General features: G+C 62.7%; 20 protein-coding genes. 13 read left to right on the plus strand and 7 right to left on the minus strand.

The window, feature by feature from the left end:
• Positions 1-136 precede the first annotated feature (136 nt).
• On the minus strand, positions 137-1,030 hold the full coding sequence (locus tag ASF13_RS07030) for an ABC transporter six-transmembrane domain-containing protein (RefSeq protein WP_056234288.1): 894 nt from the start codon (positions 1,028-1,030) through the stop codon (positions 137-139).
• A 90-nt stretch (positions 1,031-1,120) separates the two neighbouring features.
• On the opposite strand from ASF13_RS07030, the gene ASF13_RS07035 reads away from it, so the two are divergent.
• Positions 1,121-1,705, plus strand: a complete 585-nt coding sequence (locus tag ASF13_RS07035; protein ID WP_056234056.1) for a TetR/AcrR family transcriptional regulator — start codon at positions 1,121-1,123, stop codon at positions 1,703-1,705.
• A 16-nt stretch (positions 1,706-1,721) separates the two neighbouring features.
• Here ASF13_RS07035 and ASF13_RS07040 read toward each other — a convergent pair whose 3' ends face one another.
• A complete protein-coding gene (locus ASF13_RS07040; protein WP_056234059.1) occupies positions 1,722-2,453 on the minus strand; it encodes a YoaK family protein in 732 nt (243 codons plus the stop codon).
• Between the two features lie 325 nt (positions 2,454-2,778).
• On the opposite strand from ASF13_RS07040, the gene ASF13_RS07045 reads away from it, so the two are divergent.
• From ASF13_RS07045 to ASF13_RS07070, 6 genes are all read left to right on the plus strand, one after another.
• Positions 2,779-4,389 carry an ABC transporter substrate-binding protein gene (locus ASF13_RS07045; RefSeq protein WP_056234061.1) on the plus strand — a complete coding sequence of 537 codons (1,611 nt, stop codon included), beginning with the start codon at positions 2,779-2,781 and terminating at the stop codon, positions 4,387-4,389.
• Position 4,390: 1 nt separating this feature from the next.
• Positions 4,391-5,323, plus strand: a complete 933-nt coding sequence (locus ASF13_RS07050) for an ABC transporter permease (RefSeq protein ID WP_369814366.1) — start codon at positions 4,391-4,393, stop codon at positions 5,321-5,323.
• A complete protein-coding gene (locus tag ASF13_RS07055) occupies positions 5,320-6,183 on the plus strand; it encodes an ABC transporter permease (protein WP_056234066.1) in 864 nt (287 codons plus the stop codon). Before ASF13_RS07050 ends, ASF13_RS07055 begins: the two co-directional genes overlap by 4 nt.
• 4 nt (positions 6,184-6,187) lie before the next feature.
• Positions 6,188-8,119, plus strand: coding sequence for an ABC transporter ATP-binding protein (locus ASF13_RS24895; protein WP_056234070.1), 1,932 nt, complete (start codon positions 6,188-6,190; stop codon positions 8,117-8,119).
• A gap of 191 nt (positions 8,120-8,310) precedes the next feature.
• The gene (locus tag ASF13_RS07065; RefSeq protein WP_056234072.1) at positions 8,311-10,005 is read left to right on the plus strand and encodes a thiamine pyrophosphate-binding protein; all 1,695 of its coding nucleotides are present in this window, start codon (positions 8,311-8,313) and stop codon (positions 10,003-10,005) included.
• Positions 9,998-11,035: a hypothetical protein gene (locus tag ASF13_RS07070; RefSeq protein WP_056234075.1), complete on the plus strand. Its 1,038-nt coding sequence runs from the start codon at positions 9,998-10,000 to the stop codon at positions 11,033-11,035. Before ASF13_RS07065 ends, ASF13_RS07070 begins: the two co-directional genes overlap by 8 nt.
• Positions 11,036-11,099: 64 nt before the next feature.
• On the opposite strand, the gene ASF13_RS07075 is transcribed toward ASF13_RS07070, so the two are convergent.
• Entirely contained in the window at positions 11,100-11,609 is a 510-nt protein-coding gene (locus ASF13_RS07075) for a GNAT family N-acetyltransferase (protein WP_056234077.1), read from the minus strand.
• Between the two features lie 64 nt (positions 11,610-11,673).
• Between ASF13_RS07075 and ASF13_RS07080 the strand changes: the two genes are divergently transcribed.
• Entirely contained in the window at positions 11,674-12,252 is a 579-nt protein-coding gene (locus ASF13_RS07080; RefSeq protein WP_056234080.1) for an XRE family transcriptional regulator, read from the plus strand.
• Positions 12,253-12,418: 166 nt separating this feature from the next.
• On the opposite strand, the gene hemB is transcribed toward ASF13_RS07080, so the two are convergent.
• On the minus strand, positions 12,419-13,396 hold the full coding sequence (gene hemB / locus ASF13_RS07085) for a porphobilinogen synthase (RefSeq protein WP_056234291.1): 978 nt from the start codon (positions 13,394-13,396) through the stop codon (positions 12,419-12,421).
• 219 nt (positions 13,397-13,615) lie between these two features.
• Between hemB and ASF13_RS07090 the strand changes: the two genes are divergently transcribed.
• From ASF13_RS07090 to ASF13_RS07100, 3 genes are all read left to right on the plus strand, one after another.
• Positions 13,616-14,956: a sodium:proton antiporter gene (locus tag ASF13_RS07090; RefSeq protein WP_056234082.1), complete on the plus strand. Its 1,341-nt coding sequence runs from the start codon at positions 13,616-13,618 to the stop codon at positions 14,954-14,956.
• A gap of 146 nt (positions 14,957-15,102) precedes the next feature.
• Positions 15,103-17,283, plus strand: coding sequence for a bifunctional diguanylate cyclase/phosphodiesterase (locus ASF13_RS07095; protein WP_235514955.1), 2,181 nt, complete (start codon positions 15,103-15,105; stop codon positions 17,281-17,283).
• Between the two features lie 156 nt (positions 17,284-17,439).
• Positions 17,440-18,714: an MFS transporter gene (locus ASF13_RS07100; protein ID WP_082502308.1), complete on the plus strand. Its 1,275-nt coding sequence runs from the start codon at positions 17,440-17,442 to the stop codon at positions 18,712-18,714.
• Between the two features lie 211 nt (positions 18,715-18,925).
• On the opposite strand, the gene ASF13_RS07105 is transcribed toward ASF13_RS07100, so the two are convergent.
• The 3 genes from ASF13_RS07105 to ASF13_RS07115 all read right to left on the minus strand — a co-directional run bounded on the left by ASF13_RS07105 (position 18,926) and on the right by ASF13_RS07115 (position 22,197).
• Positions 18,926-20,446 (minus strand): aldehyde dehydrogenase family protein, encoded by a 1,521-nt coding sequence (locus ASF13_RS07105; RefSeq protein ID WP_056234090.1) that lies wholly within the window; start codon positions 20,444-20,446, stop codon positions 18,926-18,928.
• A 425-nt stretch (positions 20,447-20,871) separates the two neighbouring features.
• The gene (locus tag ASF13_RS07110) at positions 20,872-21,345 is read right to left on the minus strand and encodes a hypothetical protein (protein ID WP_056234093.1); all 474 of its coding nucleotides are present in this window, start codon (positions 21,343-21,345) and stop codon (positions 20,872-20,874) included.
• A gap of 129 nt (positions 21,346-21,474) precedes the next feature.
• Positions 21,475-22,197, minus strand: a complete 723-nt coding sequence (locus ASF13_RS07115; RefSeq protein ID WP_056234096.1) for a glutamine amidotransferase — start codon at positions 22,195-22,197, stop codon at positions 21,475-21,477.
• Between the two features lie 236 nt (positions 22,198-22,433).
• On the opposite strand from ASF13_RS07115, the gene ASF13_RS07120 reads away from it, so the two are divergent.
• Together ASF13_RS07120 and ASF13_RS07125 are read left to right on the plus strand one after the other, a co-directional pair.
• Positions 22,434-23,339: a DMT family transporter gene (locus tag ASF13_RS07120; RefSeq protein ID WP_056234099.1), complete on the plus strand. Its 906-nt coding sequence runs from the start codon at positions 22,434-22,436 to the stop codon at positions 23,337-23,339.
• 16 nt (positions 23,340-23,355) lie between these two features.
• A complete protein-coding gene (locus ASF13_RS07125; protein WP_056234100.1) occupies positions 23,356-24,768 on the plus strand; it encodes a CoA transferase in 1,413 nt (470 codons plus the stop codon).
• Positions 24,769-24,770: the final 2 nt, after the last annotated feature.

A 24,770-nucleotide genomic window follows, 5' to 3' on the forward strand; every position in this document is an offset into this window, starting at 1 on the left:
GCTTAAGAACGTTAAACACCTGTATCGTCGTGTGCCGCCTCCCGGCGGCGAACCTTCCTGCCGGCCGCCGTACCTCGCCGCTCGCCGACGAGTGGGGAGTTTCGGCGGCGGCAGACAAGCTGTTCTGCCGTCAGATTCAGACGATGCCGGTGTTGACCCGCTTACCAATGTCCTTCAGCTGCGAGTACTTTTCCAGCAGCGTTGGGCCGTCGTCGAGGCTCATGGCAAACATCCACATATAGGTCATCACCGAGTAGATATGCCCGGCGTCGCTGATGCCGCGGAAGGTCATGGCGAGAATGGTGCCGGCAAACATCAGCGCCACCGCGCCGCCGATCGCCAGGTAGCCCAGCGCTTCGCGGTCAGACAGGCTGATGCGCAGCCGCGACAGCACGCGGTAGTGGCGGGTCAGCAGCGACGGCGGTGCCGTGCCCACCAGCCCGACCTCTTTCTCCAGCCGGTCATTCAGGCGGTTAAACAGCCACTCGTTTTTGTTGGTGTAGCCGCGCAGAAAGCAGGCGAACAGCAGCAGCACCGCCAGGCAGAACAGCCCGGTGTGAAACTCAATCACCAGCAGCATCACCGCCGCACCGCTGATCGAGGCCAGCGTGGTGATCAGCACCGGCAGGTGTTTCTCAAAGAAGTCGACAAACTCGCGGGAGAGCGCCACCCGCGCCGCCACCGTCGAGTGGCTGTGGTTCTGCCCGCGCTGGGTGAGGATCACCGGCACCGCCAGCTCGGCGTAAATGCGCGCAAAGGTGCGGGTATCGACGCTGCGCCGCGCCGCACCGATCGCCCACATCACCAGCACCATCAGCGCATAGAGCACCGCGTGCAGCGGCTTAGCCTCGAGAATGGCGTTAATGGCGAAGCCCGCCAGCAGTGGGTAGAGCAGATAGGTGACGTTTTCCGCCACCACCAGCAGCAGCGTCAGCCACAGCTTGCGGCTGTGACGACGGCCGATCAGTTTCAGCGTGCCGAAGGCACTGTGGGATGCAGCATCCGGCTGCAGGATTTTTTCCGTGTTCATATTCATTATCTGTTAAACTGCGCTTGAGCACCTGCTCAAACTACGGCAGCAGTCTATTTGAGCGACCGCTCAAAGTCAACGAGGGTAAAAATGAAAGAGACGGCGGAGGCCCTGCGGGGCAGAATTTTAACCGGCGCGATCGCGCTGTTTATTGAGCGCGGCGTGGAACGGGTCACCACCCGCGAGCTGACCGAACGCCTCGGCATCTCACGCAGCCATATTTATCACTACTTCCGCGACTGGGAGACGCTGTGCAGGGAAGCGATGACGCAGTTTATGCGCGAGGATGAGGCCGATTTTACCGCCCGCCTGCAGGGACTCAACGCCCACGCGCGGCTGATGGCCTTTGTTGACGACTACCTGCCCGCAGAACCTCACGCCAGCTGGTCGCTGTACAGCTCGCTGTGGCAGCTGGCGATCCATGACGCGGAGTGGGCGGAGATGGCACAAACGCTGATGACCCGCTGGCATGAGATCATGGCCGACATCATTCGCGCCGGCCTGGCGGCCGGCGAGTTCCGCCACGGCGATCCGGAGCAGATTACCCGCCAGCTCAGCGCGATGGTTAACGGCTACGCCGAGCAGCTGATCGTCGCCCCCAACCCGCTGAAGCACCGCGCCGCCAGCGAAGATATCGCCGCCTTTATTGCCGTGGCGCTGCGGCCGGTCGGCTGAGCAGCGCGGGCGGCGGTCAGCAGGCCCGCCGCGCCGTAGCCTGTACCGTGACCGCCACCGCGCTTAATGCCACCAGGATCAGAAATACCCCCAGACCGGTCATCGCCGGGAAACCAAAGGTTTTGAACAGCAGCAGCCCGGCGATACAGCCGCCGAGAAAGGAGAATACCGTGGTCAGGTGGGTGAACAGCTGCTTCATATAGAAGCGCCGTTCGGCGGCGATAGTGCGGCTGAACAGCGAGAACAGCACCGAACCAAAGGCGATACCGGCATCGGTCAGCGTGCCGGTAATGTGGGTGGAGCGCACCCGGCCGCCGGAAAGCTGGGTGGAGGTGGCGTTATGGACGCCCATCAACAGCGCCAGCAGCGTCAGAAACTCGCGGTTATTGCCCGGTGAATAAAACAGGCTCTCATACAGCGCCGCCAGCGTCAGCACCACCCCTTCCGCCAGCAGGACCAGACAGTAAATGGTGCGCAGCTGGCGTTTCTCCCCGACGATCGCCAGCACGCGCGACAGCGTACAGCCAAGCACAAAGGCCGCCAGCAGCGCGGCCAGCAGCGTCAGGTCGCTGAGATCGAGGCTGGTCACCTCCGTAGAAAGCTGCGAGGCGTTGCCGCTCATATGCGAGGGGAAAAAACCAAAGGCGCCGAGCGCCATCGCGTTGAGAATGCCGGCGGTGGTGGCCAGCACCAGCGCCAGATAACGATCTTCGCGGTGCGAGCGGATCTTCTTCTTTTTTATCAGCATAGGACTCCCGGCAGGCTGAACGGCAAAAAAGTCAGGGGCGCGGCCTCATGCCGCACCTGCTCAGTATAGGCAGCGCTGAAGCCTGAAGATCCTGAGATTTGTCTGCATTCCCGACCCTCGGCCCGGATATTTTTCAACAATATTCAGAAGTTTTCAGTAAACGTAAAGTCCGCAGGCGCTGCCTGGCGTAGTCTGCGGGGCGAAGCCGGCAGGGCTTTAGTCAATTAACAGGATTAATAAGCTGTTTTTATTGGTTTTCTCCGGCGGTCACTGTTCGTAGGGTGATGGCAAACAGGGTGCATTCAGATACACAGCGGAGATAACAATGAAAACAGCAGTAACCGGACATTTTGCGCTTAAACAGATCGTGGCGGGCATCGTGCTGGCTACCCAGGCCTTTGCCGTCAGCGCGGCGGAACCGAAACCGGTCAGCGGCGGCACGCTGAACGTGGCGCTGGGCAGCGACACGCCGATTATTGACCCGTCAATCACCGGCTACTCGGTCACCGCGCTGGTAACGCGCAACGTGGTCGATTCGCTGGTCGGCCAGGCCGAAGACAACCGCTTTACGCCATGGCTGGCGGAGAAGTGGCAGATCAACGACGACCATACCGAATACACCTTCCACCTGCGTCGCGACGTCACCTTCAGCGATAAAACCCGGCTGGACGCGGCGGCGGTGAAATATAACATTGAGCGCATTCTCGACCCGAAAACCACCTCCAGCTACGGCAAGTCGCTGCTTGGACCGATCGGCGAGATTACCACCCCGGACGAATTTACCGTGGTTATCCGTTATAAAACGCCGTTCGCTTCGCTGCTGCAGGGTCTGAGCCTGCCCTACCTCGGCATTCAGTCGCCGACCTATCTGCAGAACACCGCCAACACCAGCAATACCGTGGTCGGGTCCGGGCCGTTCATTCTTAAATCTTTTGTTAAGGGCAGCGGCAGCCAGCTGACCCGTCGCGCGGACTACAACTGGGGGCCGGGCTATGCGCAGCATCAGGGCCCGGCGTATCTGGAGGCGATCAACTTTAAATACCTGCCGGAATCCTCGGTGCGCCTCGGCGCGCTGACCAGCGGCCAGGTGCAGGCGATCGACGCCGTGCCGCCGGCCAGCGCCCGCTCGCTTAAAAGCAACGCCCAGCTGCAGATCCTCACCAAAGAGAATCCCGGCGTTAACCGCGTGCTCTATCTGAATACCTCAAAAGGCCCGTTCAAGGATCTGGCGGTACGCCAGGCCTTCCAGGCCGCGCTGGACCCGGCTTCAGCGGTAAAAGTGGCGTTCTTCGGCACGCTGAAGGCGGCGGATAACGTGCTGGGGCCGCTGACGCTCTATTACGATCCGTCGGTCGCCGCGCGCTGGGGCTTTGATGCGGCGAAAGCGGCGCGCCTGCTGGACGAAGCGGGCTGGAAAATCAAAGATGCGGCGGGCATCCGCAGCAAGGACGGCCAGCCGCTGACCGTGCATTTCGTCTATGATCCGAAATCAGCGGAGAGCGCCGATATCACCCTGTTCCAGGCGCTGCAGTTCCAGGCGAAAAAGGCCGGCTTTGACCTGCAGCTGGATCCGGTGGACGCCGGCGTGTTCAGCGCCCGCGGTGCCAGCAATGATTACGATATCCAGTCGAACTTCTACGTGCGCGCCGAGCCGGATATTCTGCGCACCGTGTTCCACTCCGGCTATATCCCGCCGAAAGGAGCCAACTACAGCCGCGTTAACACCCTGGATGACCAGCTGACCCAGGCGATCGGCGCCGCCGACGGTGAACGTAAGCAGCTCTACAGCCAGATCCAGCAGCGCATTATCGACCAGGCTTACGTGGTGCCGGTGTATGTGCCCGCCTATCAGTTCGGAGTGAGCAAAAAGGTGCACGGCGTCGGCTGGTCCACCAACGCCAAACCGACCTTCTATGACGCGTGGATCGGCAAGTAATATGGCGCTGACCACCCTGAAGCGTTTGCTGACCATTCTGGCCGTCCTGTGGGGGGCGGCCACCCTCACCTTCGTGGCCGTGAAGCTGATCCCCGGCGACCCGGTGCTGATCCTCAGCGGCGGCGACAGCGTGGTGGAGGATGATTATCGCGCCGAACTCACCGCCCGCTTCGGCCTGGATAAACCGGTCTGGCTGCAGTACCTGCGCTACTGCGGCCAGGCGCTGAGCGGGCATCTGGGTGAAAGCTATCAGTTTCGCGCGCCGGTGGTACAGGTAATTGCCGACGCGCTAAGCCAGACGCTGGTACTCGCCGGCCTGGCGCTGACGTTAGCCCTGCTGCTGGCGGTGCTGAACGCGCTGGCCACCGCCGGGCGCTGGCCGCTGCTGCGGCTGTTTAACAGCAGCCTGGAGCTGTGCCTGCTCAGCACCCCGGTCTACTGGACCGGTATTGTTCTGCTGAGCATTTTCAGCTTCCATCTGCAGTGGTTCCCGGTGACCGGCAACGACGGCTGGCAATCGCTGGTGCTGCCGGTGATTACCCTGAGCCTGCCGCTGGCCGCCACCCTCAGCCAGGTGCTGCGCGACGGGCTGGAGCAGGCGCTGCAGCAGCCCTTTGCCCTCACCGTACGCACGCGCGGCGCCGGCGAAACCCTGCTGCGCCTGCGCCACGGCCTGCGCCACGCGGCGCTGGCGGCCTCCACGCTGACCGGCACGCTGCTGGCCAACCTGCTGAGCGGCTCGATACTCACCGAAACCGTCTTTGGCCGCGTCGGCCTTGGCAAAATCACCCTGCAGGCGATCGCCAGCCGCGATATGCCGCTGATCCTCGGGCTGGTGATGCTGTCGGCGCTGCTGTTTGTTATCGTTAACCTGCTGGTCGATGCGCTCTATCTGCTGATCGACCCGCGCCTGCGCGCCGGGAGCCACCGATGAGCGACAATCTGCACCCCCTGCTGCGCCGCACGGCGCGGCGCGACCGCGTGGTTCACCCCTGGCTGGCGCTGCGCACCCTGCTGCCGGCGGCGATCGTGCTGCTGCTGCTGGTGATTGCGCTGGCTCCGCAGTGGTTTACCGCCCGCCTGCCGGACGAGATTGATATCAGCGCCGTGCTGCAGCCGCCGTCGCTGCAGCACTTTTTCGGCACCGATACGCTGGGCCGTGACGTGTTTACCCGGGTGATCTACGGCACGGCGCTGTCGCTGAGCATCGGCCTTGGAGCCACGCTGATCGCCTGCGGCGGCGGCGTGGTGCTGGGCATCCTCGCCTCGCTCGGGCCGCGACCGGTGCGGCATCTGGTGGTACGGCTGCTGGATATTCTGCTGGCGTTCCCTGAACTGCTGCTGGCGCTGCTGGTGATCGCGGTGCTCGGGCGCGGCCCCACCAACACCCTGCTGGCGGTGGGGCTCTCCGGCATTGCCGGCTATGCCCGCCTGCTGCGCTCGCAGATCTTACAGGTGAAAATTTCCGGCTACGTGCAGCAGGCGGTGGCGATCGGCGAATCGCCGCTGACCCTTCTGCTGCGCCATATCATTCCCAACACCCTGCGGCCGCTGGTGATCGTGGTGACCCTCGGCATCGGCCATTCGGTGCTGAGCGCTTCATCGCTGAGCTTCCTTGGCCTCGGCGTGATCCCGCCCACCGCCGAGTGGGGCGCGCTGCTGGCGGAAGGACGTGACTTCCTCGACATCGCCCCGTGGATCAGCCTGCTGCCCGCCAGCGTGGTGGCGCTGTCGGTGATTACCCTGACCCTGGCCGGCCGCCGTCTGCAGTCGCTACTGACTACCGGAGACTAATACCATGCCCGTTCATCCAAACCGCCCAACCACCCTGCTAGACGTTCAGGATCTGCGGGTCAGCTTCCGGCTGCCCGCAGGGCTGACGGAAACGGTTAAAGGCCTCACTTTTCAGCTTAACGCCGGGGAAATCGTGGCGCTGGTCGGCGAGTCCGGCTCAGGTAAGTCGGTCACCGCCCGGGCGCTGGTCGGGCTGGCGGGCGACAACGCCCGGGTGCAGGCGCAGCGGCTGGAGCTGACCAGCCGTCAGGGCGAGCCGCTCGACCTGCGCGCGGCGGCCACCCGCTGGCCGCAGATCCGCGGCGGCGAAATCGGTTTTGTGCTGCAGGATGCGCTGACCTCGCTCGATCCGCTGCGCACCGTGGGCAGCGAAGTGGCGGAAGCCCTGCAGCTGCACCGCCGGTTATCGCGGGCGGAGAGCGCCCGGCGGGTGGCAGAGCTGCTGACCGCGGCCGGTATCCCCGATGCGCGGCAGCGCATGCAGCAATACCCACATCAGCTCTCCGGCGGCCTGCGCCAGCGGGCGCTGATCGCCTCGGCGCTGGCGGGCGGGCCACAGATCCTGATCGCCGATGAGCCGACCACCGCGCTGGACGCCACGGTGCAGCTGCGCATTCTGGCGCTGTTTCGCGAGCTGGCCGACAAAGGACACGCCATATTGCTGATTACCCACGACCTGGCGGTGGTGTCGCGGGTGGCGGACCGGGTGCTGGTGATGCAGCACGGGCAGTGCGTGGAACAGGGCGAGGCCGGCCGGGTGCTGGCGCAGCCGCAGCACCCTTACACCCGTCAGCTGCTGGCGGCGATCCCGGGGATGCACACCCGCGGCCGCTGGCTGAGCGAACGGAGCGCAGACGCCCCCTCCCCCACGCTGGTGGTGGATAATGCCGGGCCTGCTGCTGCTGTACCCGCTGTACCCGCTGTACCTGATGTACCTGTAGCATCTGTAGCACCTGTAGCACCTGTAGCACCTGTAGCACCTGGTGTACATGCTGCACATACCGCGACTGCCGCAACAGTGACAGCGCCACAGCCACGTTTAAAGCAGATCGTCCGGGATCGTTACGCGGCCGCTCCCTGGCATTCAGCCGCCGGGTTGTCGCCAGGCGATCGGCCGGGCGATTACGCACCGGGTGAAGCGGTGCTGGAAGCGCTGAACCTGTCACTGGGCTTCCGCCAGCCGGACGGTAGCCTGCAACAGGTGCTGCGCGGCGTGTCGCTGCAGCTGCGCCGGGGCGAGACGCTGGGGCTGGTCGGGGAATCCGGTTCGGGCAAAACTACGCTGGGTAAAATTCTGCTGGCGCTACAACCGGTAGAGCAGGGTGAAGTGCTGCTGAACGGCCAGCCGTGGAACCGGCTGCCCGAACGGCTGCGTCGTCCGCTGCGCCCGCGCATCCAGACCATTACCCAGGACCCGCTCGGCTCGTTCAATCCGCACTACCGCATTGCGCAGCTGCTGGAACAGCCGCTGAAGCTGAAGCGCGACCTCAGCCGTGAACAGCGCAGCGCCCGCCTGCTTACGCTAATGCAGCAGGTCGGCCTGCCCGCCGCGCTGCTTGACCGCCGCCCTTCTGCCCTGTCGGGCGGCCAGCGCCAGCGCGTGGCAATTGCCCAGGCGCTGGCCGCCGAACCGGATATTCTGATCTGCGACGAGCCGGTATCGGCGCTGGACGTCACCACCCAGGCGCAGATCCTCGATCTGCTGTGCCGCCTGCAGCAGCAGCTCGGGCTGTCGATCCTGCTGATTTCACACGATCCCGGCGTGGTGCAGCATATGAGCCATCGCATCGCGGTGATGAAGGCCGGGGAAATCGTCGAAACTGCTACCCCGGAACAGCTGCTGGCAGGAGCAAAACATCCCTATACCCGCCATCTGCTGGCCACCACCGACTGGGGTAAAGGCGTCGGCAGCGCGTTTAACGCGACCGGCACCTGACCGCTCGCCCCCTGCCACCGCGTAAATCAACGTTTCGCTAATACCCGCCATCCCCTTCAGCTGTTAACGTCCCCTGCCTCGGTGGTGCAGACTGCCGTCGCGGGTGATGTTAAGCGGCGGCCCGACGCGCCACCCTTAGCGGCAGGCTGACTGCTCTCCTGCCGGTCGCGCAGGCTCATACGGAGGCGGGGATGAAAATAACGGTAGCCGGGGATTTGATTCAGTATCTGGCAGAGCTGGGCGCAGACGCGGCCTTTGGCGTATCCGGCGGGTTTATCGTGCCGGTGTGGCACGAGCTGGTAGCGTCTGAACGGATCAAAACCTATCACTGTCGCCATGAGTCGGGGGCCGTCTGTGCCGCCTCCGAATACAGCCTGTGTAAAAACCGGCCGGCGATTGCCTTTACCACCGCCGGGCCGGGCATCAGCAACGCGCTCACCGGCCTGAAATCCGCCAGCCTGGATGGTTCACGGCTGATTTTTATCTCCGCCATCACCGCGTCCGCCAGCGACGGGCGCTGGCCGCTGCAGGAAACCACGCCCGAAGATCTCGCACGGCTGGCCGCACCGCAGGGTCAGGGGTATTTCCACGCCATGTTCACCATCAGCAGCGCGCAGGAGTACCTGGCCATCAGACCCCGTATCGCCGGGTATCTCGCCTCGGTTACCGGCTGCACCCTCGGTCTGTTTCTCACCCCGGCGGCGCAAAACGAGACCTTCGAACAGGTGCATCAGCCCCGCTCAATGCGATCCGGGCGCTATCCCGCCACGATAACCCCCGTCGATTCACAACGCGTTCAGCAACTGGCAGGGGTGCTTCACCGGCAAAACTGCCTGCTCTGGCTGGGATTCGGTGCCCGGCATGCGGCGGAAAATCTGGCCCATATCGCTGAACTTAGCCGGTCAACCGTCATTACCACGCCGCGAGGGAAAGGTATTTTTCCGGAGGCGCATCCGCTTTGTGCCGGTACCACCGGGCTGGGAAGTGATTCAGCCCGCGTCAGCGCGCTGCTGTCGCCGGAGGTGCATCCGGTGGTGATGATTCTCGGCAGCCGCCTCGGCGAACTCAGCTCCTCTTATGCGCAACAGCAGCTGGACTCTGCGGAGGTCTATTTTATCGGGCTTAACGTGCAGCAGGTTCGCGCCAGCCTGCCCGCACACACCACCTTTATCGAGGCGGATATCCCGGCGTTTGTCGCCGCGTTATACCGACAACTCGTCGCAACGGTTGCGGTTAACCGCCTGCCACGGGTATGGCCCGCTCTCCCCTTTGAACCCGCGCCGACGGCCGACGCCGGCGATGCGCCGCTGCATCCGCTGACGGTGATGTCAGTGCTACAGGATATCGTGATCGACCGTTATAACGGCTATCTGGCGGCCGAGGCCGGTAACGCCTTTGTCTGGACCAACCGTTATCTGAAGTTTTCCAGCGCGTTGCGCTACCGTACCAGCCCGGGTTTTGGGGCCATGGCACACTACGCCTGTGGCCTGATCGGCATCGCGGCAGCGGCAGGAGAAACGGTGGTCGCGGTGACGGGCGATGGCTCGATGCTGATGGCCAACGAGGTCAGCACGGCGGTGCGATATCGCCTGCCGGCGGTCTGGCTGGTGCTCAATGACGGCTGCTATAACATGTGTCGCCAGGGCGTTGAGCTGCTCGGCAACGCCCCGCTGGATTGCGAAATCCCGCCCGTCGATTTCGCGCTGCTGGCGCAGTCGCTGGGGGCCACCGGTTACCGGGTTAAGGACAGAGCGGGCCTGGAACAGGCGCTGACGACGGCGATGCGGCTGCGTCAGCCGGCGATTATCGACGTCGCGATCGACAGGAACGCCGTGCCGCCGCTCGGTGACCGCATTCAGACCCTGAAGACGCTCTCCGATGCGTAACGCGGCTGACGGCGTCAACATCATCGCCGCGGCAGGCGTGCTGCCCGGCCGCGTCACCGTGACGGACGGCGGCGCGCCGGCCACCCCGTTTGGCCCCGCCGCTGCGGGCGTGGAGGCACGGACGCTTTGGCGCTTATCAGCGCAGCAGAGTATCACGCAGCTGATGCTGGAGAGCCTGCGCGCCGCGCTGCATCAGGCCCGGCTTGACCGTAGCGGGCTGGATGCGATTTTCGTCAGCCTGGTGTGGCCGCAAACCCTGCCCGACACCGAGCTGGTGACGCTCGCCCGCGAAGCCGGCGTGCGCTGCCCGGTGATCCCGGTCAGTGCCGGTACCGCCGGTGGCCTGGTGGCGCTGGACCTGGCGCGCGGGAAATTTGCCAGCGGCAGGGTGGCCTGCGTGGCGGTGATTGCCGCCTGCTGCTATCGGCGCTGGTTTGCACCAGAGGACCCGGTGCAGGCGTTACTGAGCGACGGCGCGGCCTGCCTGATCCTCGGTCGCAGCGCGGGGGCCGCCCTGCTTGACAGCTACAGCATCGGCACCTGTGACTACGCACCACTCCGCTATCACCCCGCCCTGCAGCCCTGGGTCAGCTACGATCCCGCGGCCGGCAGGGCGCTCGCCGCACGCTACCCGGCAACCCTGTTGCACTGCTGCGACGCCCTGTGCCGGCAGGCGGGTATCGGCCTTGCCGATCCTGCCGCCTTCCATTTCTACGACCCGGTTCCCTGGGCGGCAGAGGCCGCGGCCAACGCGCTGGGCATCACCCGGCAGCGCATGGTTTCGCTGTTCCCGCATTACGGCAGCCTGGGGCCGGCGCAGAACTTCTTTGCCCTGATCGCGTTGTTCACCCACCCGCAGATGCGCGCCGGTGACGTTGCGCTGGTGACTGCCTTCGCGCCCGCCGCTGTCGCTATTGCGATGCTGTTCCGGCTCGGCCCGGTGCCGGCGTCACTGTACTCGGTGTCCGGGGATCCCCCTCCCCCGGCAGAGGCGCTGTATCGCGCCGCCACTAACCACAGCGCCCGCTGATGCCCCCGGTTTAGGGTTGCTGAGGGTGTTCAAAAGGAAAACCGCTGACTCATCGTGGCCCGCCTCAGGGCGTAACGCGATCGTCCAGCCGCAGCTGCATAAAGGTCAGGTCCAGCCACTCGCCAAACTTGCAGCCGACCTGACTGACCCGCCCGCATTCGACAAAACCCAGCTGCTGATGCAGCGCAATCGACGCCTGATTTCCGGACTCGATCAGCGCGACCATCACGTGCTTGCCGTGCTCGCGGGCCAGGCGGATCAGATCAACCATCAGCTGACGCCCGGCCCCCTGACCGCGCGCGTCCTGATGCACGTACACCGAATGCTCGACGCTGAAGCGGTAGCCATCCTTCGACTGCCAGTCGCCGTAAGAGGCGTAGCCCAGCACCCGGTCAGCGGCATCGACCATCACCCGCACCGGAAAACCGCCCTGCTGACGCTGGGTGATCCAGGCTACCCGGTCGGCGCTGTCCACCGTCCGGTCGGTCCAGATCGCTGTGCCGTTCAGTACGGCGTCGTTGTAAATCTCTGCGAGTACTTGCGCATCGCGTTTGGCTGCATCACGAATCTGCATGGCTGGACACCCCGGGATTATGTCACTAAAGTAGACGAATGTTTTACTATGGTAGTTATCCACTATGACAGACGAATTGTCCAGTAAAGAAGACGATATCAACCGCCGTATCGGTCAGCGGGTACGGCTGGAGCGGGAAGCGCGCGGCTGGTCGCTGACCGAACTGGCACAGCAGTCCGGCGTGTCGCGGGCGATGATCCACAAGGTGGAGCGCGGCGAAAGCAGCCCGACCGCCGCGCTGCTGGCGCGGCTTTCCGGCGCCTTTGGCATGAGCATGTCGCAGCTGATCGCCCAGAGTGAGATCCAGCCCGGCACCCTGCTGCGCCACGCGCAACAGCCGGTGTGGCAGGATCCGGAAAGCGGCTACATTCGCCGCCACGTCTCCCCCGGCACGCTGCCGCTGGACGTGGTTAACGTTGAGCTGCCGGCCGGCGTGACGGTGCCGATGGCGGCGATCTCCTATTTTTCGCGGCGGCAGCTGATCTGGGTGCTGGAAGGCGCGCTGACCTTCCAGGAGGGTGACAAGGTGTTTGAGATGGCGGCAGGCGACTGCCTTGAGCTGGGCGACCCGGCCGACTGCGCGTTCAGCAATCGGAGCGGCCAGCCCTGCCGTTATGCGGTGATGGTGCTGAAGGCGGGCTGAGGGCAGGGGATCGCATCCGCTATCGCCCGCCCCACAAAAAACCGTTGGCTAACCGGCCACTCTGTCAGCCGCGTTGGCCGACAGAAGAAGTCGCTGATTTGCCGATCTCAATATCAAAACCAGATTTCGCTCTGTCCCCGATGCTCCGGGCCGCCGCCATCACCGATTACAGAATTTTTTTCTCGGCCAGATCGAGTGCGAAGTAGCTGAAGATAATGTCCGCACCGGCGCGCTTGATCGCCCCCAGGCTCTCCAGCGCCACGTCGATCTCGCTGATTGCACCGGCCTGCGCGCCAAACTTGATCATCGCGTACTCACCGCTCACCTGGTAAGCCGCTAACGGCAGGCGGCTGTGCTCGCGCACGTCGCGCAGAATATCGAGGTAGGCACCGGCCGGTTTGACCATCAGCGCGTCCGCCCCTTCGGCTTCATCAATCAGCGACTCGCGGATCGCCTCGCGGCGGTTCATCGGGTTCATCTGATAGGTTTTACGATCGCCCTTCAGCGAGGTGCCGGCGGCTTCGCGGAACGGGCCGTAGAAGGAGGAGGCGAACTTGGTGGAGTAGGACATGATCGCCGTGTCGGTAAAGCCCGCCGCGTCCAGCGCCTGGCGAATCGCCCCGACCTGACCGTCCATCGCCGCAGAAGGAGCGATAAAGTCGGCACCCGCCGCCGCGGCCACCACCGCCTGCTTACCGAGGTTAACCAGCGTCGCGTCATTATCCACGCCGTGGTCGTGCAGCACGCCGCAGTGGCCGTGGCTGGTGTATTCACAGAAACAGGTGTCGGACATCACGATCATCTCCGGCACCGTCTCTTTACAGATGCGCGACATGCGCGCCACCAGCCCGTTCTCATTCCAGGTATCGCTGCCGTCGGCGTCGGTATGGTGGGAAATACCGAAGGTCATCACCGAGCGAATGCCCGCTTTCGCAATACGCTCGATTTCATACGCCAGCCGTTTTTCCGGAATACGTACCACGCCCGGCATGGCGGCGATCGGTTTGTAGTCGTCAAGACCCTCTTCAACGAAGATTGGCAGCGCCAGATCGTTGATGCTGAGAGCACTTTCCTGGAACAGGGAGCGGAGAGAAGCGGTCTGGCGTAAGCGTCTTGGGCGCTGGGAAGGAGTATAAATGGACAAAACGACCTCGGTTTCGCGCATCAGCCACCGGCGCATCAGCACCGATGGTGACAGGGATGAATAGTGCGCTAACACTACTCTTTTGCACCGAAATTGACAACCTTCGGCACTTTCCCGCGCGGCCAGGGGCACAGAATGCGTATGTGTAAATGTTACCGTTAACAAATTTCCCCTCTGGCGTCCATACTGAAGGGTTACTCGATCACTGTGGGGAAAAAAATGGGCTTTCTGGGCTGGACGGCCGCCACCGGCGGTCTGCTGTTACTGATGTCGCTGGCCTCGGGCTGGATCAGCCGCGGGCCGGTGACCGGCTTTGCACTCTATCTGCTGGCCGGGCTGCTGTGCGGCCCCTGGGTGCTGGGCCTGCTGTCGGTGGATATTGCCGCGCACGCCGAACTGACTAAAAATCTGACCGAAATCGCCATGGCCGCGTCGCTGTTTATCACCGGGCTGAAGCTGCGGCTGCCGCTGAACAGCCACGGCTGGCAAATCGGCCTGCGGCTGGCCTTTCCGGCGATGCTGCTGACGGTGGGCGGCGTCACGCTGGCCGCCCACTGGCTGGCGGGGTTCAGCTGGCCGCTGGCGCTGGCGTTTGGTGCCATCGTGGCGCCCACCGATCCGGTGCTGGCCAGCCTGATTTCGGTTAACGATGCCCGCGACAGCGACCACCTGCGCGTGTCGCTCTCCAGCGAGGCCGGGATGAATGACGGCACCGCCCTGCCGCTGCTGATGCTGGCGATGCTGCTGTTTGAGCAGCAGGGAGCGCTGTCCTGGACGGCCTTCGGCCGCTGGGGGCTGGTTGACGTGCTGTGGGCGATCGGTGCGGGCTGCCTGATCGGCTTCGGCTTTGGCCGGCTGATCGGCCAGTACGCCACCCATCTGCGCCACAGCCATCAGGATGTGGCACCGAATGATTTCCTGGCGCTGGCGCTGATCGCCCTGAGCTACGCCGCTGCCCAGGCGGTGGATGCATCCGGCTTTCTGGCCGCCTTTGCCGCCGGGGTCGGGCTGCGCCGGGCAGAGATCCGCGTCAGCCGCTTTTATCCGCCGGAGGAGTACCGCGACAGCGACTGCCGTCCACCCGCCGAAGAACTGGTTAACCCCAATGCCCGCCACAGCCTGTCGGAAACCAATCCCACCGGATCGGTCGGGCTGGTGGTGAGCGACGCGCTGTCGTTCGGCGATACCATCGAACGGCTGTTTGCCGCCGCGATCATTATCGTACTGGGGGTAACTCTCGCCCACCACTGGGATGCCAACGGGCTGTGGATGGCGCTGCTGCTGTTCGTGGCGATCCGCCCGCTTTCGGTGTGGCTGGCCACCGCCGGAGCCGGAATGAGCGCTATGCAGCGCCTGACGATCGGCTGGCTGGGCATTCGCGGCATCGGCAGTATCAACTATCTGGCCTGGGCCTATACCCACGGGTTAGCGGGGGCAGAAGCGTCACGGTTAAGCGATATGGCGCTAACCCTGGTGGTAGCCAGCGTGCTGCTGCACGGCATGTCGGTGACGCCGCTGCTTAACTGGCGGCAGTCGCGGCTCGCTCAGAAAAAACGCTAACTTGTTAACGCATACTTAATAGTCAAGCTATTTAATTATCATCATTCAATGAATTATTTACTGTAAAACCGTGAGGATGTTGGTTTTCTGCTAGCATTTAAGAGGGTTTCTGGTTCTAAAAATAATTAGCCAGGATGATAATTAAAATGAAGATTTCCGAAAGTTTTCGAGCCATTTTTATTCGTGACGTACTACTGCCTCTGGTGACCGTTTTACTGATTACATTAACTGCTGCCTGCTTTGCGGTGTACTGGGCCTCCGACCGTACCAATCACGATGAAGCGCTGCAGCAGCAGAAAATCATTCAAACCACGCTGACGCAAAACCTGGAAGAGATGCTGAAACAGCAGCGCAGCCTGACCCGCTGGCAGCCGCTGGAAGACCATCTGGCACAGCCGACGCCGGACGCCGGCTGGCTGGACGACAACGTCGGCACCTGGCTCTCCGGCATGTTTGAGCACCAGCTGATTTACCTGCTGGCCGCCGACGGTGCCCCGCGTTTCCTGTGGGATCACGGCCGACGGGTCGATTCCGCTCAGTTTTCGCGGGTTAACGTGCCGGTTGGCAAGCTGCTGCGCGAGATGCAGTCCGCCAGCCCTGTCTCCTCCGCCCGCCGCGACCGGGTCAGCTTCGCGCTGATCGACAACCGGCCGGCGATGCTGGCCGTGGGCGAGGTCAGCGGCGACGACAGCCGGCGCGGCAAACTGATTATGGCCAGCGTAAAGTTTATCGATCAGGGCTGGCTGAACGCCATGGCGCAGCGCAACATGCTGACCGGGTTGCGCTTCAATCAGACCGGGGAGATTGAGCGCGACTGGCTGGGCTACCTGTTGACCAACGTTGAGGGGTCACCGATCGGCCAGCTGGAGTGGCTGGCGGACCGGCCCGGCTCCAGAATGATGCAGGTGATTGCCCCGCTGGTGGCCGGCGTGGTGCTGGTGATTACGCTAATCTGCGTGTTTATGATCCGCCGCCTGTGGATCTCCTCACTCAGCCTCTCCAACTCACTGCTGCAGCTGGGCGCCAGCGAAGCGCAGGCCCAGCATCTGGCGTTTCACGACGTGCTAACCGGGCTGCCCAACCGCGCGCTGGTCGATGAGCGGCTCAATCACGCCATCGGCCGCCTGAACCGCCAGCCGGGGCGGGTGGCGCTGCTGCTGCTGGATCTCGATCGCTTCAAAATTATTAATGACACCTATGGCCACCACGCCGGAGATGAGCTGATCGTCGAGGTCGCCCATCGCCTGAGCGCGCTGATCCGCGAAAGCGATACCGTCGGACGTCTCGGCGGTGATGAGTTCGTTATTTTGCAAAATGACGTGCAGACGCCGCAGGACGCCATCGCCCTTGCAACGCGGGTGCTGGAGGCGCTGAACCAGCCGTTTGTACTGCTGGGCATTGAGACGTGGATCGGCGTCAGCATCGGCATTGCCCTCGCCCCGGACGATGCCACCGAGCGCATGGAGATGATGCGCAAGGCCGATATTGCGCTGTATGAGGCGAAAAGCCAGGGGCGCGGCCAGTACCGCTTCTTTGAAAGGGTGATGGACGAATCGGTAAAAACCCGCCAGCAGGTGGGTGCCGACCTGCGGGTGGCGCTGCAAAACAAACGCGACCTCGCCGTTCATTACCAGCCGCTGATGGATATTCACGGCCAGCAGGTGCTGGGGCTTGAGGCGCTGATGCGCTGGCACCACCCGGTCCACGGCGCGATTTCACCCACCGAGTTTATTCCGATAGCCGAAGAGATGGGGCTGATTTCATCGCTCGGCGAGTGGGTGCTGGAGGAGGCCTGTCGGGTGGCCAGACGCTGGCCGAACCTGACCATCGCGGTTAACGTCTCCCCGCTGCAGTTCCGCGCCAGCGGCTTCGTTGAGCGCTATACCACCATCGTGCAGAGTGCTCAGGTCTCCCCTGCCCATATTGAACTGGAAATCACCGAAGGGGTGCTGATGGAAGATGAGAAAGCGGCGCAGAGCATCATCAGCCAGCTTCGCCAGGTCGGGTTCCGCATCGCGCTGGACGATTTCGGCACCGGCTACTCCAGCCTCAACTACCTGAGCAGTTTCCCGGTGGATAAAATCAAGATTGACCGATCCTTTACCCAGTCGCTGGGCATCACGGAAAACTCCAGCGCCATCGTTGAATCGGTGGTTAAACTGGGCCACGCCATGGGGCTGACGGTCACGGCGGAGGGGGTAGAGAACAACGCGCAGATGAGCGCGCTGGCCGACGCCGGCTGCAATCAGCTGCAGGGCTATCTGTTTTCCCAGGCGGTGCCGGAATCGGAGATCGCCGCGTTGATTGAACAACGCAAGGCCGACTGACGAGCGGTCGCCGGGGGCCTATTTCCGCGGCTGCGAGGTGTCTGAACGGAAATGGCTTTTCACCCCTTTTTTATCCACTATCTTGTGGGGTAGGATCGCTACACTGCGTTGAGCCGTTCCGACGTTCGCCACCCATTGCGCTATAAGGAAGTCGTCATGTCCCGCCAGCTGCTGCTTGCTATTCTTGGGCCAATCCTCGGGCTGCTGATTATCAGCCTGGGCAATGGCTTTATTTCATCGCTGACCTCACTGCGGCTCGACGCGGCAGGCGTACCGGTAACCCTGACCGGTCTGGTCTCTTCAGCCTATTTTATCGGGCTGGCGCTGGGAGCCATATTCAGCGATCGTCTTATTACCCGCACCGGGCATATTCGTGCCTACAGCAGCTTTGCCTCGCTGATTGCCGTGACCATCCTGCTGCAGGGGCTGATTTTCGATCCCTGGATGTGGTTCACCCTGCGTTTACTCTGTGGCTGGGCCTCGGTTGGCGTTTATCTGGTTATTGAGAGCTGGCTGCTGATGTCGGCAGATAAGGAGAACCGTGGCCGCCTGCTGGCGCTGTATATGATCGCCCTTTACGGCTCCGGCGCCGGCGGGCAGGCCGCGCTGGGGTGGATCGACAGCCTGGGGGTGACCCAGCCGTTCCTTATCGCCGGAGTTCTGGCTTCACTGTCGGTGCTGCCGGTGGTTATGATCCCCCGCGTTTCACCGCTGCTCGAACCGGTGGCACCGGCCTCCGCCCGTAAGCTGCTGCGCAGCTCGCCCTCCGGCGTTGCCGGCTGCCTGGGTTCCGGGGTGGCGATTGCGGCGGTCTATACGCTGCTGCCGCTGTGGTTGCAGCATCAGGGTCTGTCGGTTGATTACGTCGGTTATATGATGTCCAGCGTGATTCTGGGGGCAATGCTGCTGCAGTATCCGGTCGGCCGCTGGTCGGACAGAACCAGCCGTCAGGTGGTGATGATCGCGCTGTGCGCCTTCTGCGCCGTGCTGTCGCTGGCTATCCTTGCGCTGGCTTCCGTCCCGGCCGGGCTGGCCGTGGCGCTGTTTCTGCTTGGCGGCGGCATCTTCTCGCTCTATCCGGTGGCCGTCAGCCACTCGGCCGACTTCGCACCGCCGGATACCATGGTGAAGCTGATTCAGGGAATGCTGCTGGTCAATTCGCTGGGAGCGGCGGTCAGCCCGCTGAGTATTGCTCCGGTCATGACGGCAGCGGGTACCGGCGCGCTGTTCTGGGTGCTGGCCCTGCTGCACCTGGCGCTGATGCTGTTCTTTATCTGGCGGCGCAACGAACGGCCGGCACCGGTGCCGGTAGCACCGTTTGAACCGCTGACGCAGATGACGCCGGTAGGGGCCGAACTGCGCGTGTCGGAAGAGCTGATGACGCAGAACGCCGGGGAGGAAACGGAAGCGGAACCGGTGACGCAGGGTTAGCCGGAATCAGGCTCAGGCTCAGGCTCAGGCTCAGGCTCAGGCTCAGGCTCAGGCTCAGGCTCAGGCTCAGGCTCAGGAAAAATATGATGGTTGCCTCAGTGCAGGATAGCTAAATCGTTGCCGGGCCGAAAATATCTGCGTGAAATAATAATCAGGCCGGGATTTCCCGGCCTGATGACTTATCAGTTTTCACTCTGTTGCCGTCACGGCCTCAGAAGAAGCCCAGCGGCTGCACGCTGTAGCTGACCAGCAGGTTTTTGGTTTGCTGGTAGTGATCGAGCATCATCTTATGGGTTTCACGGCCGATGCCGGATTTCTTGTAGCCGCCGAACGCGGCGTGCGCCGGGTAAAGGTGATAACAGTTGGTCCAAACCCGCCCCGCCTTGATCGCCCGCCCGACGCGATAGGCGCGGTTAATATCCCGCGTCCACACCCCTGCCCCCAGCCCGTAAATAGAGTCATTGGCAATGGCGATGGCCTCCGCTTCATCCTTAAAGGTGGTAATGCCGATCACCGGCCCGAAGATCTCCTCCTGGAACACGCGCATGCTGTTGGTGCCCTTCAGCAGGGTCGGCTGGATGTAGTAGCCGCTGTCCAGACCCTCGCCGAGTTTTTCCACCCCACCGCCGGTGAGGATTTCCGCCCCCTCTTTCTGCGCAATCTCCAGATAAGAGAGGATCTTATCAAACTGCTGCTGCGACGCCTGCGCGCCGACCATGGTGTCGGTATCCAGCGGGTCGCCGCGCTTAATGGTTTTCACCCGCTTCATCACCGCGGCGATAAAGGGCTCGTAGATTGACTCCTGCACCAGCGCACGCGACGGGCAGGTACAGATTTCGCCCTGGTTGAGGAAACCGAGCACCACCCCTTCGGCGGCTTTCTCAATAAAGGACTCTTCCGCCTGCATAATGTCTTCGAAGAAGATATTCGGCGACTTGCCGCCCAGTTCAACGGTGGACGGGATCAGGTTTTTCGCCGCCAGCTCGAGGATATGACCGCCGGTGGCGGTGGAGCCGGTGAACGCCACCTTGGCGATGCGCGGATGTGACGCCAGCGCTTCACCGGCTTCGCGACCAAAGCCGTGGATCACGTTAAGCACGCCCTTCGGCAGCAGGTCGCCGATCAGCTCCACAAACAGGGTGATCGACAGCGGGGTCTGCTCGGCGGGTTTCAGCACCACGCAGTTACCGGCGGCCAGCGCCGGCGCCAGTTTCCACGCCGCCATCAGCAGCGGGAAGTTCCACGGAATAATCTGCGCCACCACCCCCAGCGGTTCGTGGAAATGGTAGGCGGCGGTAAACTCATCGATTTCCGCCGCCGATCCTTCCTGGGCGCGAATGCAGCCGGCAAAGTAGCGGAAGTGGTCAACGGCCAGCGGCAGGTCGGCGGCCAGCGTTTCGCGCACCGGCTTGCCGTTATCCCAGGTCTCATTCACCGCCAGCGTTTCCAGATGTTCTTCAAGCCGGTCGGCAATTTTCAGCAGCGCCAGCGAACGCGCCTGCACCGAAGTTTTCCCCCAGGCGTCGGCCGCCGCGTGGGCGGCATCCAGCGCCTTCTCCACGTCGGCAATACCCGAACGCGGGAACTCACCGATGGTCGAGCCGTTGACCGGCGAGGTATTGGTAAAGTAGAGGCCGTTCACCGGCGCGACAAATTCACCGTTAATGTAGTTACCGTAATGCTTTTTCAGCGTAATCAGTGAATCGTGGTTTCCCGGATAGGCATAGCGCATCATCGTTCCCCTTTATCATCCACTCGCCGCAGCGAACCATTGTTAACAATTGAATAACTCACAGTTAACAATAACAACCGATACTGAAATGTCAGACAGGCGATGATGAAACTGTGACGCAGGCGTAAGGAAAGTGATGCTACCCGCGGCTGCCCCCTACTGCGGGTCGGAAAACAGAGCGGTTATGATAAGGACGCCGGCCAGGATCCTGTGCGTTGCTGCACAGATTGCTGCCTGGTGAATCTTCCTTCAGCAGCGGTGCAGGCTTCGGCGGCAGGTTATAAATCTCTCTGATCTCCGCCTCGGTACGTATAATTCTCACGCCCTCAGGGGTGTTTATAGTGCCGGTAATTTCTCCTCTTTTGAACGCCTGCCATATCTCTGCATGTCGGGCTGCATTGCGCAATTTCCGCTCGTTGACGGGCTCAGTTTTCCTTCTGGTAACACGTTTGCGTGCGTATGACATATCCTCTCCTGTCCGGGTCTAAGCCAGATTCCAGCGTGGTGCCTTTACCCAGCCTGCGGTTAATAATTCTGGTATAGACTTCAGCGAGCGCTTTTCTTTCGGCGCTGAAGACGTACATTCCTCCACGATATTGCTGGTAATGATCGTCAATGACCTTCTCTATTTTCCTGAGAACCAGCACCGGTGACACGCTTTGTTGAGCCGGTGGCTGAAAGCGCGTATTTTTAGTAATATTTTCAGCCAAATCAAAGGTCACTTCCCAGCAGCCTCTCGCACTGAACTGATAGTATTTTGGGAAAATTACCGATGAATCATACAGATTCCCGGCAGATATGCGTTGCAGCTTAACCTGATACTCGACGCCTTTAGTTTCAAAAAATGCCACTGATAACGTCGAGTATTGGGAAAGGATAAATTGCGTAAACTCAGTCATACAAATCCCCTCTGAATACAGGTTCTGAATTTACCCCTCTTATTTAATTGTTGTCATAAGCAATGTAATTAACAGGAAGACGACATACAAAATAACGTTGTATGCCGTTTGCATTACATTAATTTGCGATCAGGCTCGCAGCGCCTGCGGCTGTTCACCGAGCAGAAACTCGCGCATCAGCTGCAGCGGCCAGCGGGCTTCCTGCTGGTGCTGCATCAGGCTCACCACTTCGCTGGCGGGCAGGCTGTTCTGCAGGCAGGCGGTCATGATTCTGCCGGTGAACTCCGGGTGGAACTGCACCGACAGCGCATGGGGGGTGTAGCGCAGGATCTGGCAGGGTTCCAGCTCCGATGCGGCCAGCACCTGTGCGCCCGGTGGTGGCGTCAGCACCGACTGGCGGTGCGACAGCCAGGCGGAAAAACTCCCCGGCAGCGCGGCCAGCAGCGGATCCTGGCCGCACGCATCATCGCGGTGCAGCTGCTGCAGACCGCGCTCCCAGCCGTTCGGGTTATCGCCGACTTCGCCACCCAGCGCATAGGCCATCAGCTGATGGCCGTAGCAGACGCCCAGCAGCGGCAGCCGGGCCTGCACCGCTACGCGGATCCACGCGGCGGTACGCTCGCTCCACTCCGCATGATCGGTGACCATCGCCCAGGAGCCGCTCAGTACGGCCGCAGAGATTGTCGCCGGATCGGGCAGCGGTTCGCCGAGATGCGGCTGCACCACCACGTACTCGCCCTCGCGCAGCGCCAGCGCCTCGACGAACCACTGACGCTGTTCGCCCACCTCGCGGCTGACCGGCTGCGGCGGGGTTTCCAGTTGAATAATGGCTAAGGGTAATTTCACGCTCATGGTCGCTGGCTCCTGCCTTGTGAGATTCGAATCATCATTAAATAATCGCATGTCGTTGAAAAGCTGTCTTATAACTTTTACCGATGACCTTATCCTGCTCGCCCTACGGCCGGGGCGGCCACACGGGCGCTGAAGGGGTCAAAAAATGAAATAAAGGTGCCGTTTCGGCTCTCAGCGACGTCATTTCATGCCATGATAAGCACTGTTACGTTTTCTGCGCGTTTAAGGATCCTGCGGTGGCTCTGCGTCATTTTTTCCTGGTTTTGCTGGTGGTTTCAATCTGGGCTTTCAATAACATCGCCATTAAATGGGGGCTGCAGGATCTGCCGCCGCTGCTGATGACGACGCTGCGTTTTATCGTGGTGGCGCTGATTCTGCTGCCCTTTACCCGCGTAACGCGGCACCAGCTGGCTTACCTGCTGCCGCTGGCCTTTACCTTCGGCTTTATGCATTTCTCGCTGCTGTTCGTCAGCCTGAGCCTGACCGATGCCGGCACGGCGGCGGTGATCGTACAGCTGGGCACGCCGATTGCCATGCTGCTGGCGATGGTGGTGTTAAAAGAGAAGCTGAAGCTGGTACAGCTGCTGGGCATTGCCGTTTCGCTCTCCGGGGTGGTGGTGCTTTCGGGCAGCCCGACCATCTCCAGCGGGTGGGTGCTGCTGCTGCTGCTGACCAGCGCCTTCGGCTGGGCCGTCAGCAATATGATCGTTAAAAAATCGCCGCCGATCGGCCCGCTGACCCTGACCGGCTGGCTGTCGTTCCTGGCGATCCCGATGGTCGGCGGTGCCTCCTGGCTGACCGAATCCGACCAGCTGACATTACTGCTACACTCAAGCTGGCGCGGCTGGTTTGGCATTCTGTTCAGCGCCATCGGCTCGTCGATTGTCGCCTATTCGCTGTGGTACAGCCTGCTGCGCCACTATAATGTCAATCTGATCATGCCTTATTCACTGCTGACGCCGGTGCTGGCGGTGGTGATGGGCGTGACCATTCTGGGCGACAGCCTGAACGGCTTTAAGGTGGCCGGGGCGCTGCTGGTGATTCTCGGCACCGCGATTGCGGTGCTCAACCTGCGCAACCTGCGCATGCATGCCCGCCTCTCCAGGCTGCGGCTGCCGCGCCGCCGCAACCGTTCTCACTGAATATCAGGAGGGAAGCATGGAGAGTGAGCTGATGACCACGCTGTGGCAGCAGCTGTGGCATGGTTTACGTTACGATACCACCCCACTACCGCCGCTGCAGGTCAGCGGTGACGCGGCGTTAACCGCCGCGTTTCCGGTCAGTGAACTGGCGGCTACCAGCATCGCGCTGGCGGCACAGGCGGCCGCCAGCCTGACCGGCAATCCACAGCCGCCACGTATCGATGGCATACTGGCTTCGCGCTGGTTCCACCAGGCGCTGCGGCCAATCGGCCACGCGCTTCCCTCCCTCTGGGACGCCTTCGCCGGTGATTACGCCACCGCCGACGGCTGGATCCGCCTGCATACCAACGCCCCACACCACCGCGAGGCGATGGAGCAGGTGCTGGGGCGGCACCGCGACCGGCAGCAGCTGGCTGAGACGCTGCAGCGGCAAAACGCCATCGCGCTGGAAGAGGAGGTGGTCGCCGCCGGGGGCTGCGCCGCCGCGTTACGCAGCGAAGCGGCGTGGCTGGCGCATCCCCACGGGCACACGGTCGGCCGTGAAGCGCTGATTGAACAGAACCTGCAGCCCGCCGGCCCGCCGCCGCGCTGGCCGCTGCCCCCCGCGCGCCCGCTGCACGGCGTGCGGGTGCTTGACCTGACGCGGATTATTGCCGGACCGGTGGCCAGCCGCTTCCTCGCCGGGCTGGGGGCGGACGTGCTGCGTCTGGATCCGCCGGACTGGCAGGAGCCGGTGCTGGAACAGGAGGTGACGCTGGGCAAGCGCTGCGCGCGGCTTGATTTGAAGTGTGCCGACGGACGTCGCCAGTTTGAGCTGCTGTTAAGCCAGAGCGACGTGCTGATCCACGGCTACCGGGCCGATGCGTTAAGCCGCCTCGGCTATGACGAAGAACGGCTGCAGGAGCTGAGCCCGGGGCTGATTGACGTCAGCCTCAACGCCTGGGGCTGGAGCGGGCCGTGGCGCAACCGGCGCGGCTTTGACAGCCTGGTGCAGATGGCCTGCGGACTGGCGGATGCCGGGCGCCAGCGTTTCGGCGGCGATGCGCCGGTTCCCTTACCGGTACAGGCGCTGGATCACGCCACCGGCTACCTGATGGCGGCGACGGTGCTGGAGGGGATGCGCCAGCGCGTGCTGCATCACAACGGCTTCAGCGCCCGGCTGTCGCTGGCGCGCACCGCCTGCCTGCTGCTGGAGCACCCCTATCCGCCGACCGTACAGCCCGGCGGCCTGCCGCCGCAAAGCCCCGCCGACGAAGAGCAGGAGCTGGCGCTCACCGGGTGGGGCCTGGCCGCCCGGCTGCGTTCGCCGTTCTGGCTGCCCGGCACGCCGCTGCTGTGGTCGCGGAGTCCCTCGCCGTTAGGCTCGGCGCTGCCGCGCTGGCAGAGCCTGCATCTGGCGGGAAGGCACAGCGGGGATTATGGGGGGTAATC

This window comes from Erwinia sp. Leaf53, from assembly GCF_001422605.1.
In the GTDB taxonomy this organism is placed as follows: Bacteria; Pseudomonadota; Gammaproteobacteria; order Enterobacterales; family Enterobacteriaceae; genus Erwinia.

What these genes read in the sequence shown, in the direction of transcription:
- ASF13_RS07115 (WP_056234096.1), bottom strand. Translation starts at nt 22,197, where the DNA reads ATGAGCGTGAAATTACCCTTAGCCATTATTCAACTGGAAACCCCGCCG.
- ASF13_RS07080 (WP_056234080.1), top strand. Translation starts at nt 11,674, where the DNA reads ATGACAGACGAATTGTCCAGTAAAGAAGACGATATCAACCGCCGTATC.
- ASF13_RS07105 (WP_056234090.1), bottom strand. Translation starts at nt 20,446, where the DNA reads ATGCGCTATGCCTATCCGGGAAACCACGATTCACTGATTACGCTGAAA.
- ASF13_RS07065 (WP_056234072.1), top strand. Translation starts at nt 8,311, where the DNA reads ATGAAAATAACGGTAGCCGGGGATTTGATTCAGTATCTGGCAGAGCTG.
- ASF13_RS07045 (WP_056234061.1), top strand. Translation starts at nt 2,779, where the DNA reads ATGAAAACAGCAGTAACCGGACATTTTGCGCTTAAACAGATCGTGGCG.
- ASF13_RS07095 (WP_235514955.1), top strand. Translation starts at nt 15,103, where the DNA reads ATGAAGATTTCCGAAAGTTTTCGAGCCATTTTTATTCGTGACGTACTA.
- ASF13_RS07075 (WP_056234077.1), bottom strand. Translation starts at nt 11,609, where the DNA reads ATGCAGATTCGTGATGCAGCCAAACGCGATGCGCAAGTACTCGCAGAG.
- ASF13_RS07070 (WP_056234075.1), top strand. Translation starts at nt 9,998, where the DNA reads ATGCGTAACGCGGCTGACGGCGTCAACATCATCGCCGCGGCAGGCGTG.
- ASF13_RS07035 (WP_056234056.1), top strand. Translation starts at nt 1,121, where the DNA reads ATGAAAGAGACGGCGGAGGCCCTGCGGGGCAGAATTTTAACCGGCGCG.
- ASF13_RS07110 (WP_056234093.1), bottom strand. Translation starts at nt 21,345, where the DNA reads ATGACTGAGTTTACGCAATTTATCCTTTCCCAATACTCGACGTTATCA.
- ASF13_RS07090 (WP_056234082.1), top strand. Translation starts at nt 13,616, where the DNA reads ATGGGCTTTCTGGGCTGGACGGCCGCCACCGGCGGTCTGCTGTTACTG.
- ASF13_RS07040 (WP_056234059.1), bottom strand. Translation starts at nt 2,453, where the DNA reads ATGCTGATAAAAAAGAAGAAGATCCGCTCGCACCGCGAAGATCGTTAT.
- ASF13_RS07125 (WP_056234100.1), top strand. Translation starts at nt 23,356, where the DNA reads ATGGAGAGTGAGCTGATGACCACGCTGTGGCAGCAGCTGTGGCATGGT.
- ASF13_RS24895 (WP_056234070.1), top strand. Translation starts at nt 6,188, where the DNA reads ATGCCCGTTCATCCAAACCGCCCAACCACCCTGCTAGACGTTCAGGAT.
- ASF13_RS07055 (WP_056234066.1), top strand. Translation starts at nt 5,320, where the DNA reads ATGAGCGACAATCTGCACCCCCTGCTGCGCCGCACGGCGCGGCGCGAC.
- ASF13_RS07030 (WP_056234288.1), bottom strand. Translation starts at nt 1,030, where the DNA reads ATGAACACGGAAAAAATCCTGCAGCCGGATGCTGCATCCCACAGTGCC.
- ASF13_RS07050 (WP_369814366.1), top strand. Translation starts at nt 4,391, where the DNA reads ATGGCGCTGACCACCCTGAAGCGTTTGCTGACCATTCTGGCCGTCCTG.
- ASF13_RS07100 (WP_082502308.1), top strand. Translation starts at nt 17,440, where the DNA reads ATGTCCCGCCAGCTGCTGCTTGCTATTCTTGGGCCAATCCTCGGGCTG.